This is a genomic window from Pseudoalteromonas nigrifaciens (assembly GCF_002221505.1).
Lineage (GTDB): Bacteria > Pseudomonadota > Gammaproteobacteria > Enterobacterales > Alteromonadaceae > Pseudoalteromonas > Pseudoalteromonas nigrifaciens.
The window spans coordinates 1673321-1688269 of the sequence record NZ_CP011036.1 but is presented as its reverse complement, the minus strand read 5'-3'; the positions used below and the strand labels follow the sequence as shown (position 1 = coordinate 1688269).

Genomic DNA, 14949 nt, shown 5'->3' with positions numbered 1-14949 from the left:
GCAAAAATTAGCCTTATAATTTGCATTTTACTGTTAGCCATACGCCTCTGTGGGCTATAATGCGCCGATAGAATTAAGATATAACTTGCTCATTTTGGAGAAACACACCTTGCACTTTACTGATCTTGGGATTGATAATCGCCTTGAAACACAACTAGCACATCAAGGGATCACCCAGCCTACCGACATTCAAGCACATGCAGTGCCTACAGCACTTGCAGGGCATGACATTTTCGCCCAGTCTAAAACAGGGTCAGGCAAAACCTTGGCGTTTTTATTACCCGCTGTTCAACGAGTAATGAAACAAAAAGCACTCAGTAAACGCGATCCTCGGGTACTTATTGTTGCTCCAACACGTGAGCTTGCTACGCAAGTATTTACACAACTGCGTTTATTAATCGCAGGTACAAACATTAAAGCCGTAAAAATACTCGGCGGCGAAAATTTTAATGACCAAATTAAAGCGCTTAGAAACGATCCGCAGTTTGTAGTTGCAACACCAGGTCGTCTAGCCGATCACCTTACAAAGCGTACGTTACAATTGAGCGGTCTTGAGCTACTTATTTTTGATGAAGCAGACCGTATCCTAGATTTAGGCTTTACCGAACAACTTAAAATGATTAATGACTTGGCCGATCATCGCCTGCGCCAAACATTATTGTTTTCGGCTACACTAGATCATGCACAAGTAGATGCACTATCACGCAACTTATTAAAAAAGCCTAAGCAAATAATGCTCAGCGCTGCAAACGAGCAACACTCAGATATTAAACAAAGCTTATATCTTGCTGATCATCTTGATCATAAAGAAGCCTTACTTGAGCACTTTTTGAATCAAGACGATGTTGGCCAATGTATTATATTTACAGCTACCCGTGCAGATACCAGCCGTTTGAGCGAAGCGCTTTGCGCTAAAGGTTTTAAAGCACAGCCATTAGCAGGTGATTTAGCACAAAATAAGCGTCTCGATATTATGGATGCATTTAGCCGCGAAAACTTCAAAATATTAATAACCACAGATGTTGCGTCACGTGGCTTAGATTTACTCAGTGTTACCCATGTTATAAATTTTGATTTACCTAAACACGCTGAAGAATATGTTCACCGAATTGGGCGTACAGGTCGAGCTGGTTTTAAAGGCAGCGCACTGTCGTTAGTAGGCCCTAAAGATTGGCCAAGTTATTTAGCAATTAAAGCATTCTTAAATGATGAATTAAAGTTTGATAGCGTTGATGGTTTAAAAGCTAAATTTAAAGGGATTAAAGAAAAGAAACCAGTTGCAGTTTTAGCCACAGAAAAAACAGTAGCAGCTAAAAAGCCAGTGTTTAAACGCAAAGCTAAGCCTAAAAAACCATCAGCTCCCATTAAAGCCCCTATTAATATTGATGGCGATACTCCTATGCGCCGCAGAAAAAAGCCTGAACAGGAATAATTATGAGTTACCTTGGAACCACACAAACCTTATTTGTAAAAGAAGTTAGTAACGAAGGTGCTTACCTAGACGGCCACGATTTAGGCGAAGTATTTTTACCAAAACAAGAAATAAAACATGAGCTTGAAGCTGGTGATAGTATTAGCGTATTTATATTTTTAGATAATGCTAATTTACCTACAGCAACAATTAAAAAGCCTCATGCACAAGTAGGTGAATATGCCCTACTGCGTGTTAAAGAAATTAATAGTATTGGTGCCTTTTTAGATTGGGGCTTAGAAAAAGATGTACTAGCGCCGTTTAATGAGCAAAAACCGCGTATGCAAGAAGGTCATTCGTATTTAGTGCGTTTGTACCTAGACAATGCCAGTAAGCGTATTTGTGCATCAAATAACTTTAATCGTTTTTTATCTAAAGATGAGCCGCAATACACCCATTTACAAGAAGTCGATTTGATCATAGCGGGTAAAACTGACATTGGTTACAAAGTCCTTATTGAAGAATCTCACTTTGGTGTTATTTTTTACAATATGGTATTTAAAAGCTTATTTGTAGGTCAAAAACTAAAAGGCTTTATTCAAAAAGTACGTGAAGATGGCAAAATTGACGTTGTATTAGAAAAACCAGGTATGGCTAAAGTTAGTAATCTTGGCGATGTTATAATGGAAAAGCTAAAAGAGGAAGGTGGCGTTATTGCTTTAGGTGATAAGTCTGATCCTGAAACAATTAAGAAAATATTTTCGACCAGTAAAGCTAATTATAAAAAGGCAATTGGTGGATTATTTAAACTAGGATTAATAGAAATTGAAGCGAAATCCATTCGCTTAAAATAACAATTTATTATTATGCGTTGAGTGTAGCCTAAGTGCTGCACTTAGCGCTTATAACTAACCTTTCACTACCCAATAATATATTTATACGGCAAAGTACATTGTGTATATTGCTTAGCGTAATTGAGCACTTCTTCTTTATTTTGCAAATTTAATGGCGCTAAACGAAATACTTTATCTTCACAATCTCGTTTAAGGCTATCATGGCTATCTACACATTCGTGTGAAGTTACATGCTGTTGACTTAATCTATCCTCATTTTTATAACAAAGGTGATAAGCGTAATTTTGCAATGTTTGTTTAAAATCGAATATATTTACGGGATATATAGCAACAATATCCGTAACTGTCGTTACTCCATCATACACTTTACTAGAAAAAACATATTTGTTTACTGAAAATCCAGCAACAATAATCACTATAGAACCTAACATTAGTCTCAAAATAAAACCCTTACTGCATTTTGATTTTATTAATGTAACATAAAACAAACATCTCGCAAGGGTTCTGGCAATAAAGTCTGAACTTTTGTTAAATTATTCTATAGATTTATTAACATCTGCCAAAACAGCAACAGGATTGTCTGCTTGAGTAATTGGACGTCCGATCACCAAGTAATCGCTGCCTGCATCTATAGCTTGTTTAGGAGTCATAATGCGTTTTTGATCGCCAGCATCACTCCCTACTGGGCGAATACCAGGCGTTACTAGCTTAAAGCCTGCGCCTAACTCTGCTTTTAATTGTTGTGCTTCTTGAGCAGAGCAAACAACACCATCAAGTCCTGCTTCTTTTGCCAACTTCGCTAAATAAATAACTTGCTCTTGTGGTGTTTTTTCTACGCCTAAACGCTTTAACTCTGTCTCATCCATACTCGTTAGCACGGTAACAGCAATTAATAATGGGGCTTTATCGCCAAATGGAGCTAGTGCTTGTTTAGCTTTGCTCATCATCTCAAAGCCACCACTTGCATGCACATTAACCATCCATACACCCATTTTTGCCGCCGCAGTCACTGCTTTTGCCACTGTGTTAGGAATATCATGAAATTTTAAATCTAAAAATACATCAAAACCTAAATCAATTAACTCTTTTACAAATGCAGGGCCAAAGTAAGTAAACATTTCTTTGCCTACTTTAAGGCGACATGAATCGGGTGATAGCTGTTTTACAAAGTCTAAAGCGGCTTGCTGATCATCGTAATCGAGTGCAATAAGAATTTTTTTTGATTTTTCGAAAGGCATAACTATCCTACTTTATAGCGAAAGTGTTATTTGAAAACTAAAAGATTAAAATCCGTCTAAGCCCTTGCTTGGTACAGTAGTTTCCCAATGCTTACAAGAAGGACAATTCCAATAAATTGTATAACTAGTAAAGCCACAATGCTGACATTGAAAGTCTGGTTTGGTGGCAATATAAGAAGTGACCAGTTTATCTATTTGGTCGAGCACCTCTTTAGTATTTTTATCTTGAGCGCCCATTAGTTGTAATAAAAAACTAAACCCGCGTATGGTTGGTTGGCGCTTTAAGCTATCAGTTAAAAACTCAAAAGCTTGCTCTGTATTACCTTGCTCTAACAAAGCTTGGCAATGTTGTATTTTTATTAGCACTCCACCTTTGTCGAGTAACTCACTGATCAGCTGATGAAATTGATGAGTTAAATTTAGATGCTTATAACAATGTGCTAATTTATCGACAAATAAAGGAGCAAAAAATGTAAATTGGCAAATTAATTCGCGCCAATAGTAAATTGCCTTTACGTAGTCTTCTTTAGTATATGCAGACAAACCAAGTTCATATAAAGGACGTATCGCTTTATGATTCAAACTAATGGCTTTGCGCATTAATGAGGGGTTATTATCACTTAACGCCAGCTCACAGTAAAAGTTAGCTATGGCTTTAAAGTGTTGTTCTTTTGAAAATAATTCACTATGCGCTTCAAACATATTAATCCCTTTTTGCCACTCTCGGGTTTGCGAATATAGAGTGATAATAGGATCTAATGCTTCACTGTGGTCCATTTTAACAAGCCAAACTAAATGCTCTTCGGCACTATCTAATAGCCCAGCCATAACATAATCTTCTGCTAATTCTAAACGACTAGCAGCAGCTTGTTGCTCATTAAGGCTTGGGTGTTTTAAAAGGAGTTCGTGAATTTTTATTGCGCGGTCTAGCTCGCCTCTGCGGCGAAACATAGTTGCAAGCGTTGAATAATGTTCAACCGAGTCAGCTGCAACTTCTAGTAAATTAATTAAATGTTCAAGGCCTTGATCTTCTTCCCTGTCGAGTAAAAACTTTAAGCCTTTACTATATTCAGAGGTGATCTGCCGATTAAATTGATGAGCTTGATTTTTAGCACTGTTTTTTCCCATTATCCAGCCGTAACCGGCAGCCACAGGAAGTAGTAAAAATAACAGCTCAATCATAATTATGAGTCTTTATCAGCAGCAGGCTTTTTTTTATTTTGTTCAGGTGCTAACTGTTTTTTTAAACGATAATTTTGCCACTTAAGTTGTGAAAACAATTTAAAGCTTACAAAACAACCAATTACAACACCTAATAAAAAGCAAATACTTATTATAACGGCTAAAGGCAATGTATTGCTGGCTATAATATAGTTTATTTGTACTAATTGTGGATTTTGAGAACCCAATACAAATGCACTGATCAAGCAAAGTGCAACCAGAATAATTTTTAATACCTTAAACAAGTACCCTACTCCAATAAGTTAACTAGGCAATGCTCTCGTTTACACGATCACGTAATTCTTTACCTGGTTTAAAATGTGGTACATGTTTACCATCTAGCTCTACTGTTTCGCCAGTCTTAGGGTTACGACCGGTACGTGGAGCGCGATAATGCAAAGAAAAACTACCAAAACCTCTGATCTCAATACGATCTGAAGAAGATAATGAGCCGGCCATTTGTTCAAGAATTTCTTTTACTGCATTTTCAACATCTTTCACTGGAACGTGTGCGTGTTGCTGTGCAAGTGTTTCTATCAGTTCTGACTTAGTCATAGCATTTCCTTAAAAGAAATAATGGAAGGGCATAAACTGCCCTTCCAATTAAAGACTGATTAATTAGTCTTTTTGTGCATTTGCGAAAGCAGCAGCCATTGCGTTTTCAAACACTGGCTCGTCTTTCTTAAGCTTTTCTATTACTTCTTTCTCTTCAGCTTCGAAAAGAGCTTTAACAGATAAGCTTAAAGTGCGGTTCTTGCGATCAACACCAACATATTTAACTTCAATTTCGTCGCCTACAGAAACAACAGTAGTTGCATCTTCAACGCGCTCTTGAGCGATATCAGCTACACGGATGTAACCTTCAACGCCTTCGATAAGTTCAATAGTTGCGCCTTTAGCATCAACTTCAGTCACTTTACCTTTAACAATAGCACCTTTTTTGTTTGCATCAAGGTAGTTATTGAATGGGTCAGCTTCGATTTGCTTAACACCTAGAGAGATACGTTCGCGCTCTGGGTCAACTTGCAATACGATAGCAGTGATTTCGTCGCCTTTCTTGAATTCACGTACAGCGTCTTCGCCAGGTGTATTCCAAGAAATGTCTGAAAGGTGTACAAGACCATCAATACCACCGTCAAGACCGATAAAGATACCGAAGTCAGTGATTGATTTGATCTTACCAGTAACTTGGTCGCCTTTGTTTTGTAGACGAGCAAATTCCTGCCAAGGATTAGCAATACATTGCTTAAGACCAAGAGAAATACGACGACGTTCTTCGTCGATTTCAAGAACCATAACTTCAACGCTGTCGCCAAGGCTAACAACTTTTGAAGGATGGATGTTCTTGTTAGTCCAATCCATTTCAGAAACGTGAACTAAACCTTCAACGCCTTCTTCGATTTCCACGAAACAGCCGTAATCTGTAAGGTTAGTAACACGACCAGAAAGTTTAGAACCTTCTGGGTAACGACCAGCGATAGCTGCCCATGGATCTTCGCCAAGCTGTTTAAGGCCTAGAGATACACGAGTTTTATCTTTGTCGAATTTAAGAACTTTAACTGCGATTTCGTCGCCAACATTAACGATTTCTGAAGGGTGCTTAACACGCTTCCACGCCATATCAGTAATGTGTAGTAGACCATCAACACCACCAAGGTCAACGAATGCACCGTAGTCAGTAAGGTTCTTAACGATACCTTTAACTTCTTGGCCTTCAACAAGGTTAGCAAGAAGCTCTTCACGTTCTTGTGAGTTTTCAGATTCGATAACTGCACGACGTGAAACAACAACGTTGTTACGTTTTTGATCAAGCTTGATTACTTTAAATTCAAGCTCTTTGCCTTCAAGGTGAGTTGTGTCACGTACTGGACGAACATCAACAAGTGAACCAGGTAGGAAAGCACGGATTGAATCAACTTCAACTGTGAAACCGCCTTTAACTTTACCGTTGATAACACCAGTAACAGTTTCTTGCTCTTCACATGCTTTCTCAAGACGGATCCACGCTTCGTGACGCTTCGCTTTCTCACGAGAAAGGATAGTTTCACCGAAACCGTCTTCAATTGCATCTAGTGCAACATCTACTTCGTCGCCAACAGCAACTTCAAGTTCACCAGCAGCATTTTTGAACTGCTCAGCAGGGATAGCACTTTCTGATTTAAGACCAGCATCTACAAGTACAATGTTGTTCTCGATTGAGATTACTGTACCTTTAACGATAGAGCCTTGCTCTGCTTCAAAACCCTTTAAGCTTTCTTCAAATAACTGCGCAAAATTTTCTGACATACGAATATACGTCTCTATATATTATACCAATAAGCAACCATGCTGCATGGGGTTGTTAAAATAGCACTGGCATCCTGCTGGTGCATAAAATGTGTTTAGCTTCGTTTAGGAAGCCGACCTTCAGAGATAGCCGTATCCAATAAAGTTAATACCTTATCATATACTTGCTGTGCATTAAGCTCGCTAGTATCAAGCTCAATAGCATCCTCTGCAGGCACAAGTGGCGCAACGGCACGATTCATATCGCGATCATCACGCTCTTGAATGTCTTTTAATAGACCACTCAGTGTAACATTAAGACCGCGAGCATTCAACTCAACAAAACGTCGTTTGGCGCGTTCTTGTGCACTGGCGGTTAAAAATATTTTTAGCGGTGCATCTTTAAAAACCACAGTACCCATATCACGACCATCAGCAATTAGACCTCGTTCAGTTCTAAATGCGCGTTGGCGACGTAATAACGCTTCGCGTACGCGAGGTAGTGCTGCTACTTTTGATGCTGCAGCCCCTACTTCTTCGTTACGGATTGTAGTGGTTACATCCTCACCTTCTAAAACAACCTTTGCTGCATTAGTTTGACTATCTACCAAAAACTGCACATCTAAGTTAGCAGCTAAGGGAACTAATGCATCTTCGTTATCTAATGCGATTTGATGGTGAAGTGCCGCTAGAGATAAAACGCGGTAAATTGCGCCACTATCAAGTACATCCCATCCCAACTTTTCGGCTAACAAGCGACAAACAGTTCCCTTACCTGAACCACTTGGGCCATCTACGGTGATCACGGGCATTAATAACGCCTGCATTTAAACCTCCTACAATGCACACCTAAGTAAACCGCAATATTATACGTCAGTTATTTAAATAGATCGCTATTAGTGTGTAACTTTTTATTAATTAACATCAAAAACCTACTCACTAACTGATGCTAATACATTGAAAAATGTCGGAAATGTTTTATAAGTACACTTAGGATCATTAATCGTGATTGGCTTCCCACCTACGGCAACCATAGCAAAACACATGGCAATGCGATGGTCATCGTAAGTATCAATTGCTACATCGTTAAAGTGTTTCGGGGGAGTGATTTCTATAAAATCGTGCCCTTCTACAACTTCTGCGCCCACTTTTCTGAGCTCAGTTGCCATAGCGTGTAGTCGATCGGTTTCTTTTACGCGCCAATTATAAATATTACGAATAGCCGTTGGCCCTTTAGCGAACAGAGCCACAGTGGCTAATGTCATTGCTGCATCAGGTATGGCATTTGCGTCAATATCAACACCGTTTAATTGGCCTTTACGAACAACTAAGCGCTCATCATACCAATCTATTTTAGCGCCCACTTGTTCCATTACTTTAGCAAAGCCAATATCGCCTTGCACCGATTTAGCACCAACACCTTTAATTTCAATTTCGCCACCGGCAATTGCAGCTGCAGCTACAAAGTAAGATGCAGAAGACGCATCGCCTTCAACCATAATACGTTCAAGTGACTGGTACTGTTGACCACCTTTTACGGTAAAAGTTGCATAATTACTATGCTCAACTTCTATTCCAAAGCGTGCCATTACATCAAGGGTAATATCAATGTAGGGTTTAGATACTAAAGTGCCTTTAATCGTTATTTTGGTATCACCATTAAACAGTGGTGCAGCCATTAGTAATGCAGTTAAAAATTGACTTGATATACTGCCGTCAATTGCAACTTCACCACCGTTAATTTGCCCACCTATAATTTTAAGCGGTGGGTAATCTTTATTTTTGCTGTAAGTAATATCACCGCCAAGTGCTTGCAGCGCATCGACTAAATGCCCTATTGGGCGCTCTTCCATGCGTGGCTCGCCAATCAGTTCGTACTCACCTGCAACCGCAGCAAGTACAGCGGTTAAAGGACGGTAAGCTGTGCCTGCATTACCTAAAAACAAAGGCTCTCTTGGGGTTTTAAATACCCCACCAACACCTTGTACTGTAGCAACTGTTCGCTCTTGGTTTAAACTAACGTTAACACCTAATAATTGTAACGCGCCCAACATATGGCGTATATCGTCGCTATCAAGTAAGTTTTCAACAACAGTAGTGCCATTTGCTAATGCCGCTAATAACAATATACGGTTTGATAAGCTTTTTGAACCCGGCAGAGTGACGCTGCCATTAACACGCGAAATAGGTTCTAAGCGTAATTGTTCCATTAGCTATTTTCCTTTGCAAAAGCAGCCATAAAATCAACAAGCGCTTGCACGCCCTCAAGTGGCATTGCGTTGTAAATACTGGCGCGCATTCCACCTACAATTCTATGGCCTTCGAGTGCTAGCAAGCCCGCTTCGTTTGATTGAGCAACAAACTTACTGTTTAAGCTTTCATCATTTAACCAAAAAGGGACGTTCATACGCGAGCGACTATGCTTAGCTACTTTATTAGAATAAAAATCAGAATTATCGATAAAATTATAAAGTAGTTCAGCTTTTGCAATATTTTGTGCTTCCATGGCTTTTACACCGCCATTTTGCTCAAGCCATTGGAATACTTCAGCCGCTAAATACCATGCAAATGTTGGTGGCGTATTAAACATACTGCCCTGCTTGGCCTCTAGTGCATAATCTAAAATACCTGGTTTAGGAAGCCCTTCACGTGCTAGTAATGTTTTACGTACGATAACGATTGCAATGCCCGAAGGACCTATATTTTTTTGTGCGCCAGCGTAAATTAAATCAAATTGATTAACGTCAATTTCACGCGATAAAATAGTTGACGACATATCTGCGATAATTGGCGCTGTTGGATGACTCGGTACATCAAAAATCTCTAAGCCATCAACGGTTTCGTTAGGGCAATAGTGAATGTACGACGCATCTGCAGGCAACTGCCAGTCAGCCACTGCTTTAATCGAAAATTGACCATCGGTATCGTTACGAACATCGATAGCAGTAGTTTGGGTAAACTTATTTGCTTCATCCGTTGCACTTTTTGACCATACGCCGTTTTCGCAGTAAACCGCTGATTTATTTTCCTGATGTAAATTTAATGGCACAGCACTAAATTGACCGCGACCGCCACCATGCATAAACAGCACTTCAAATTCATCGCTAATATTCATTAAACGACGCAGGCTCGCTTCACATTTTTTAGTGAGCGCTAAAAACTCTTTACTACGGTGACTCATTTCCATCACCGATACACCCAAACCTTGCCAATCTATAAATTCTTGTTGTGCTTTTTTCATTACTGCTGGCGGTAACATGGCCGGCCCCGCACAAAAATTATACTTACTCATTACCTTTTCCTCATTCCAGTAATTAAAAAATTAAACACCTGATTACCATTCAATCAGGTTATACACACTAAATTAAAGCTGTGATCATTAAGTGGGCTATAGCCTCACTCATAGTATTAAAGCCTTCATTACCTATAAAGCTGCATTAATGCAGCAAACAGAGCAATATAAAACAATTACTGAGAACAACTATATATATAAATTAACGTCTTGCAATTGAGTCTTTTTGCTATTGTAAAAATTATTTTATTGCGCAGTATTATTAATATTAATTTTATTCAACACCATTAAAAAAAGCGGCCAAGGCCGCTTTTTTAATCTCAATTATTCTGAAGGAGGATTATCATCCGCTACTTCATCAATAACCGTATCAACTGTTTCGACGTCTTCGATATCAATTAAGTCACTTTCGGTAACTTCAATCTCTTCTATACGTTGTAAACCAACTACTTGCTCTTCGTCAATAGTTCTGATCAAAATAACACCTTGCGTATTACGTCCAACCGTAGAAACTTCATTAACACGAGTTCGTACTAAGGTACCACGATTTGAAATAATCATTATTTCATCGTTATCGTCAACTTGTACAGCACCTACAACCGCACCATTACGCTCACTTACTTTAATAGACACTACACCTTGAGTCGCACGACTCTTCGCTGGGTAGTCTTCAAGTAAAGTACGTTTACCGTAGCCGTTTTCAGTCACGGTTAAAATAGCACCATCTGTTTTAGGCACAATTAACGATACTACGCGTTGTCCTTCAGGCATTTTAATACCACGAACACCTGTAGCTGTACGGCCCATAGGACGAACACCTTTGAAGCGAATCTCAGGGTTACCTTCTTCGTCTAGTACTGGGTTACCGTTTTCATCAACAACCGTTGTTTCTTCTGCTTCTTTAAAGCGTACTACTTTACCCGCATCGGTAAACAACATAATTTCGTTGCTGCCATCGGTAACATCAACACCAATTAGGCTATCGCCTTCATTTAGGTTAACCGCAATAATACCGCTTGCACGTTGACGACTGTATGCCGTTAGTGGTGTTTTCTTCACTGTACCAAATGCGGTTGCCATAAAGATGTATTTATCTTCTGCATACTCGCGTACTGGTAATATAGCGGTAATACGTTCATCTGCCTCAAGTGGTAATAAGTTAACAATTGGTTTGCCGCGCGCTGCACGACTTGCAAGTGGTAACTGATACACTTTAAGCCAATATAAACGACCAGCCGTTGAGAAACACAATATAGTATCGTGCGTATTAGCAACTAATAAACGTTCAATGAAATCTTCATCTTTCATCTTCGTTGCCGATTTACCTTTACCACCACGACGCTGCGCTTCGTAATCAGACAGAGCCTGATACTTAACATAACCTTCGTGAGAAAGCGTTACTACTACGTTTTCTTCGGTAATTAAATCTTCAAGGCTGATATCGTGTGCTGCGGCATTTATTTCAGTACGACGCTCATCACCATATTGCGCTTTAATTTCAACTAACTCATCGCGAATAACTTCCATTAAACGCTCTGGTGTTGCCAAAATATGTAAAAGCTCAGCAATTAAATCTAATAACGATTGGTATTCAGTTAGAATCTTTTCGTGTTCTAAACCCGTTAGCTTATGTAAGCGTAAATCTAGGATTGCTTGAGCTTGTTGCTCAGAAATAAAGTATTGACCATCGCGAATACCTAACTCAGCAGCTAACCAATCTGGGCGGGCAACGTTGTCTTCGCCTGCTTTATCAAGCATGGCTTTTACGTTACCTAATTCCCACGAACGCGCTGTTAAAGCAACTTTTGCTTCAGCAGGTGTTGGTGAATTACGAATAAGCTCAATAATTGGGTCGATGTTTGCCAGTGCAATTGCTAAACCTTCTAGCATATGCGCACGGTCACGCGCTTTGCGTAAATCAAAAACAGTACGACGAGTTACTACTTCACGGCGGTGAATAATAAACTCTTCAAGCATTTCTTTTAAATTAAAGCACTTAGGCTGGTTGTTAATTAACGCAACCATATTCATACCAAACACAGTTTGTAACTGCGTTTGCGCATATAAATTATTTAAAATAACTTCGCCTACGTCACCACGTTTAATCTCAATAACGATACGCATACCGTCTTTATCTGATTCATCACGTAGCGCACTAATACCTTCAATTTTTTTATCTTTAACCAGCTCAGCAATTTTTTCAATTAGGCGCGCTTTGTTAACTTGATAAGGTATTTCGTGAACAATGATAGTTTCACGATGCGTTTTTTCATCTACTTCTATTTCAGCGCGGGCACGCATGTACACTTTACCACGGCCAGTTAAATAGGCTTGCTCTATGCCTTTTTTACCGTTGATAATTGCAGCCGTTGGGAAATCTGGGCCCGGGATATAATCCATTAACTCTAAAATAGATAATTCAGGGTTTTGAATGAGTGCTAAACAGCCATTTACCACTTCAGTTAAGTTATGAGGTGGAATGTTTGTTGCCATACCTACCGCAATACCCGATGAACCGTTTACTAATAAGTTAGGAACTCTGGTTGGTAAAACGTCAGGGATTTGCTCAGTGCCGTCGTAGTTAGGAACGAAATCAACCGTTTCTTTTTCAAGATCGGCTAATAATTCATGCGACATTTTTGCCATACGTACTTCTGTATAACGCATTGCCGCTGCTGAATCACCATCAACCGAACCGAAGTTACCTTGACCATCTACTAGCATATAACGCAGTGAGAATGGCTGTGCCATACGTACTATAGTGTCGTAAACAGCACTATCGCCGTGTGGGTGGTATTTACCGATTACGTCACCGACAACACGTGCCGATTTTTTGTAAGGCTTGTTCCAATCATTACTAAGCTCGTTCATTGCAAACAAAACGCGGCGGTGAACAGGTTTTAAGCCATCACGCACGTCTGGTAATGCACGTCCTACAATTACGCTCATTGCGTAATCTAAGTAGGAGTTTTTTAACTCGTCTTCAATATTGACTGGCAGAATGCCATGGGCGAGATCAGTCATTGATATCACATTCCTTCAGTATCAGCTCTTAAACACCCACTATTAGGTATCAAGAGAATTTGTTATTATTGCTAAAGAAACATGCTACCACAATTTATTTAGATTTACAGGCGCAAAACTTTGCGATTTACCAATTTAGCCCTATATAATGCCCCCAGATTGACGAGGAAGTATTTTATGACCGAACATCAAAATGTAGATCACGCAGAAATTGCAAAATTTGAGGCCATCGCAGAGCGGTGGTGGGATTTAGACGGGGAATTTAAACCGCTTCACGAAATAAACCCCTTACGTTTAGACTTTATAGCCAATAAAACTGGCGGTTTATTTGACAAAGAAACACTAGATGTAGGTTGTGGCGGCGGTATTTTAAGCCAGAGCATGGCGCGCATGGGGGCAAAGGTAACTGGAATAGATATGGGGCAAGAGCCTTTAACTGTTGCCAAATTACACAGCCTAGAGACAGGCGTACATGTAGAGTATATTAAAGTACCTGCTGAACAATATGCATCCGAGCACCCTGCTCGCTTTGATGTAGTAACCTGTATGGAAATGCTGGAGCATGTACCCGATCCGGCTTCTATTATTCATGCTGTTGCAGAGCTTGCAAAACCCGGCGCTGATGTGTTTTTTTCAACACTTAATAAAACCCCTAAAGCCTATTTGTACGCCATTATTGGTGCAGAAAAGCTATTAAAAATGGTGCCTGAAGGCACTCACGATCACAAAAAGTTTATTAAACCAGCACAGTTAATTGCCTGGGCTGAACAAGCGGGTTTAAAAGTGCGCGCCAGTGCTGGGTTATCTTATAATCCATTATCTAAGCAGTACTCGCTTAATACCGACGTAAGCGTAAATTATATTCTGCATTTTGAGAAGTTAGCGTAATGGCTAGCTCTCAATCAACGTCACCTACTATAGAGTACGATGCTTTTTTATTTGACTTAGATGGCACTTTACTCGATACCGCTGATGACTTAGGTGCAGCTTTAAATACCGTACTGCGTTCGCAGCAATTAGATACAGTAAGTCGTGAGGTATATCGCGCTGCTGCATCTAATGGCGCAGCAGCCTTGTTAGAGGTCGGTTTTAAAGATAAATGGGGTGAGCAACCGCAAGCACAACTCGTTAAGCAATTAATTGATGCCTACGCGGCTAACATAGCCAAACACACCACGTGCTTTGCTGGTATTGAGCCACTACTTATCGAACTGGAGCGAAAAAACATCAAATGGGGGATCATGACTAACAAACCCGGATTTTTAACCGCTCCTTTAGTAGCCGCGATCCCTGCTTTAAAAAATGCCTGCGTGGTTATCAGTGGCGATACTTTAGCTGAAGCTAAACCTTCGCCTTTACCTTTACTACATTGTGCCAAGCTAATGGGCGTTACGCCTAATCGTTGCTTGTACATTGGCGATGCTTTGCGTGACATTCAAGCAGGTAAAGCGGCAGGTATGCACACCGCAACCGCACTTTGGGGTTACGTGCCTAACTTAACCGAAGTTTTGAGCTGGCAGGCCGATTTTAATTGGCAAAGCCCTATTGAAGGTTTTAACCATATATAGTGCTATGTTAATTATTAAACACTATATATTGTGATTGTGTTAGTTTTCACACAAAGCCTGCTGATAAAAAAAGCAG

The 14949-nt window shown here is 39.8% G+C and carries 14 protein-coding genes; 4 read left to right on the top strand and 10 right to left on the bottom strand.

What is annotated here, in order from left to right:
- Window positions 1–109 precede the first annotated feature (109 nt).
- Window positions 110–1432, top strand: a complete 1323-nt coding sequence (locus PNIG_RS08210) for a DEAD/DEAH box helicase (protein ID WP_011328112.1) — start codon at window positions 110–112, stop codon at window positions 1430–1432.
- A 2-nt stretch (window positions 1433–1434) separates the two neighbouring features.
- Window positions 1435–2265, top strand: a complete 831-nt coding sequence (locus PNIG_RS08205; protein WP_058373336.1) for a CvfB family protein — start codon at window positions 1435–1437, stop codon at window positions 2263–2265.
- A 65-nt stretch (window positions 2266–2330) separates the two neighbouring features.
- Here PNIG_RS08205 and PNIG_RS08200 read toward each other — a convergent pair whose 3' ends face one another.
- The 10 genes from PNIG_RS08200 to gyrA form a co-directional block, all read right to left on the bottom strand.
- Window positions 2331–2705, bottom strand: a complete 375-nt coding sequence (locus PNIG_RS08200; RefSeq protein WP_172459228.1) for a hypothetical protein — start codon at window positions 2703–2705, stop codon at window positions 2331–2333.
- A 93-nt stretch (window positions 2706–2798) separates the two neighbouring features.
- Entirely contained in the window at window positions 2799–3503 is a 705-nt protein-coding gene (pyrF, locus tag PNIG_RS08195; protein ID WP_011328109.1) for an orotidine-5'-phosphate decarboxylase, read from the bottom strand.
- Between the two features lie 45 nt (window positions 3504–3548).
- Window positions 3549–4685: a lipopolysaccharide assembly protein LapB gene (gene lapB, locus PNIG_RS08190; RefSeq protein ID WP_086996072.1), complete on the bottom strand. Its 1137-nt coding sequence runs from the start codon at window positions 4683–4685 to the stop codon at window positions 3549–3551.
- 2 nt (window positions 4686–4687) lie between these two features.
- Window positions 4688–4969 carry a lipopolysaccharide assembly protein LapA domain-containing protein gene (locus PNIG_RS08185; RefSeq protein WP_011328107.1) on the bottom strand — a complete coding sequence of 94 codons (282 nt, stop codon included), beginning with the start codon at window positions 4967–4969 and terminating at the stop codon, window positions 4688–4690.
- Window positions 4970–4991: 22 nt separating this feature from the next.
- Window positions 4992–5279, bottom strand: a complete 288-nt coding sequence (gene ihfB / locus PNIG_RS08180; protein WP_011328106.1) for an integration host factor subunit beta — start codon at window positions 5277–5279, stop codon at window positions 4992–4994.
- A 63-nt stretch (window positions 5280–5342) separates the two neighbouring features.
- Complete coding sequence (gene rpsA / locus PNIG_RS08175) at window positions 5343–7010, bottom strand: 30S ribosomal protein S1 (protein ID WP_011328105.1); 1668 nt, start codon at window positions 7008–7010, stop codon at window positions 5343–5345.
- A gap of 95 nt (window positions 7011–7105) precedes the next feature.
- Window positions 7106–7816: a (d)CMP kinase gene (gene cmk, locus PNIG_RS08170; RefSeq protein WP_011328104.1), complete on the bottom strand. Its 711-nt coding sequence runs from the start codon at window positions 7814–7816 to the stop codon at window positions 7106–7108.
- A gap of 105 nt (window positions 7817–7921) precedes the next feature.
- The gene (aroA, locus tag PNIG_RS08165; protein ID WP_011328103.1) at window positions 7922–9199 is read right to left on the bottom strand and encodes a 3-phosphoshikimate 1-carboxyvinyltransferase; all 1278 of its coding nucleotides are present in this window, start codon (window positions 9197–9199) and stop codon (window positions 7922–7924) included.
- On the bottom strand, window positions 9199–10281 hold the full coding sequence (gene serC / locus PNIG_RS08160; RefSeq protein WP_011328102.1) for a 3-phosphoserine/phosphohydroxythreonine transaminase: 1083 nt from the start codon (window positions 10279–10281) through the stop codon (window positions 9199–9201). Before serC ends, aroA begins: the two co-directional genes overlap by 1 nt.
- Before the next feature lie 324 nt (window positions 10282–10605).
- The gene (gene gyrA / locus PNIG_RS08155) at window positions 10606–13305 is read right to left on the bottom strand and encodes a DNA topoisomerase (ATP-hydrolyzing) subunit A (RefSeq protein ID WP_011328101.1); all 2700 of its coding nucleotides are present in this window, start codon (window positions 13303–13305) and stop codon (window positions 10606–10608) included.
- Window positions 13306–13482: 177 nt separating this feature from the next.
- Here gyrA and ubiG point away from each other — a divergent pair, with 177 nt between their 5' ends.
- Together ubiG and PNIG_RS08145 are read left to right on the top strand one after the other, a co-directional pair.
- The gene (gene ubiG, locus PNIG_RS08150) at window positions 13483–14193 is read left to right on the top strand and encodes a bifunctional 2-polyprenyl-6-hydroxyphenol methylase/3-demethylubiquinol 3-O-methyltransferase UbiG (protein WP_086996055.1); all 711 of its coding nucleotides are present in this window, start codon (window positions 13483–13485) and stop codon (window positions 14191–14193) included.
- The gene (locus PNIG_RS08145; protein WP_089368232.1) at window positions 14193–14873 is read left to right on the top strand and encodes an HAD family hydrolase; all 681 of its coding nucleotides are present in this window, start codon (window positions 14193–14195) and stop codon (window positions 14871–14873) included. Before ubiG ends, PNIG_RS08145 begins: the two co-directional genes overlap by 1 nt.
- The last annotated feature ends 76 nt before the right edge of the window (window positions 14874–14949 follow it).

Coding starts and splice junctions, on each gene's coding strand:
- PNIG_RS08205 (WP_058373336.1), top strand. CDS start 1,435: ATGAGTTACCTTGGAACCACACAAACCTTATTTGTAAAAGAAGTTAGT.
- pyrF (WP_011328109.1), bottom strand. CDS start 3,503: ATGCCTTTCGAAAAATCAAAAAAAATTCTTATTGCACTCGATTACGAT.
- lapB (WP_086996072.1), bottom strand. CDS start 4,685: ATGATTGAGCTGTTATTTTTACTACTTCCTGTGGCTGCCGGTTACGGC.
- ihfB (WP_011328106.1), bottom strand. CDS start 5,279: ATGACTAAGTCAGAACTGATAGAAACACTTGCACAGCAACACGCACAC.
- rpsA (WP_011328105.1), bottom strand. CDS start 7,010: ATGTCAGAAAATTTTGCGCAGTTATTTGAAGAAAGCTTAAAGGGTTTT.
- cmk (WP_011328104.1), bottom strand. CDS start 7,816: ATGCAGGCGTTATTAATGCCCGTGATCACCGTAGATGGCCCAAGTGGT.
- aroA (WP_011328103.1), bottom strand. CDS start 9,199: ATGGAACAATTACGCTTAGAACCTATTTCGCGTGTTAATGGCAGCGTC.
- serC (WP_011328102.1), bottom strand. CDS start 10,281: ATGAGTAAGTATAATTTTTGTGCGGGGCCGGCCATGTTACCGCCAGCA.
- gyrA (WP_011328101.1), bottom strand. CDS start 13,305: ATGACTGATCTCGCCCATGGCATTCTGCCAGTCAATATTGAAGACGAG.
- ubiG (WP_086996055.1), top strand. CDS start 13,483: ATGACCGAACATCAAAATGTAGATCACGCAGAAATTGCAAAATTTGAG.
- PNIG_RS08145 (WP_089368232.1), top strand. CDS start 14,193: ATGGCTAGCTCTCAATCAACGTCACCTACTATAGAGTACGATGCTTTT.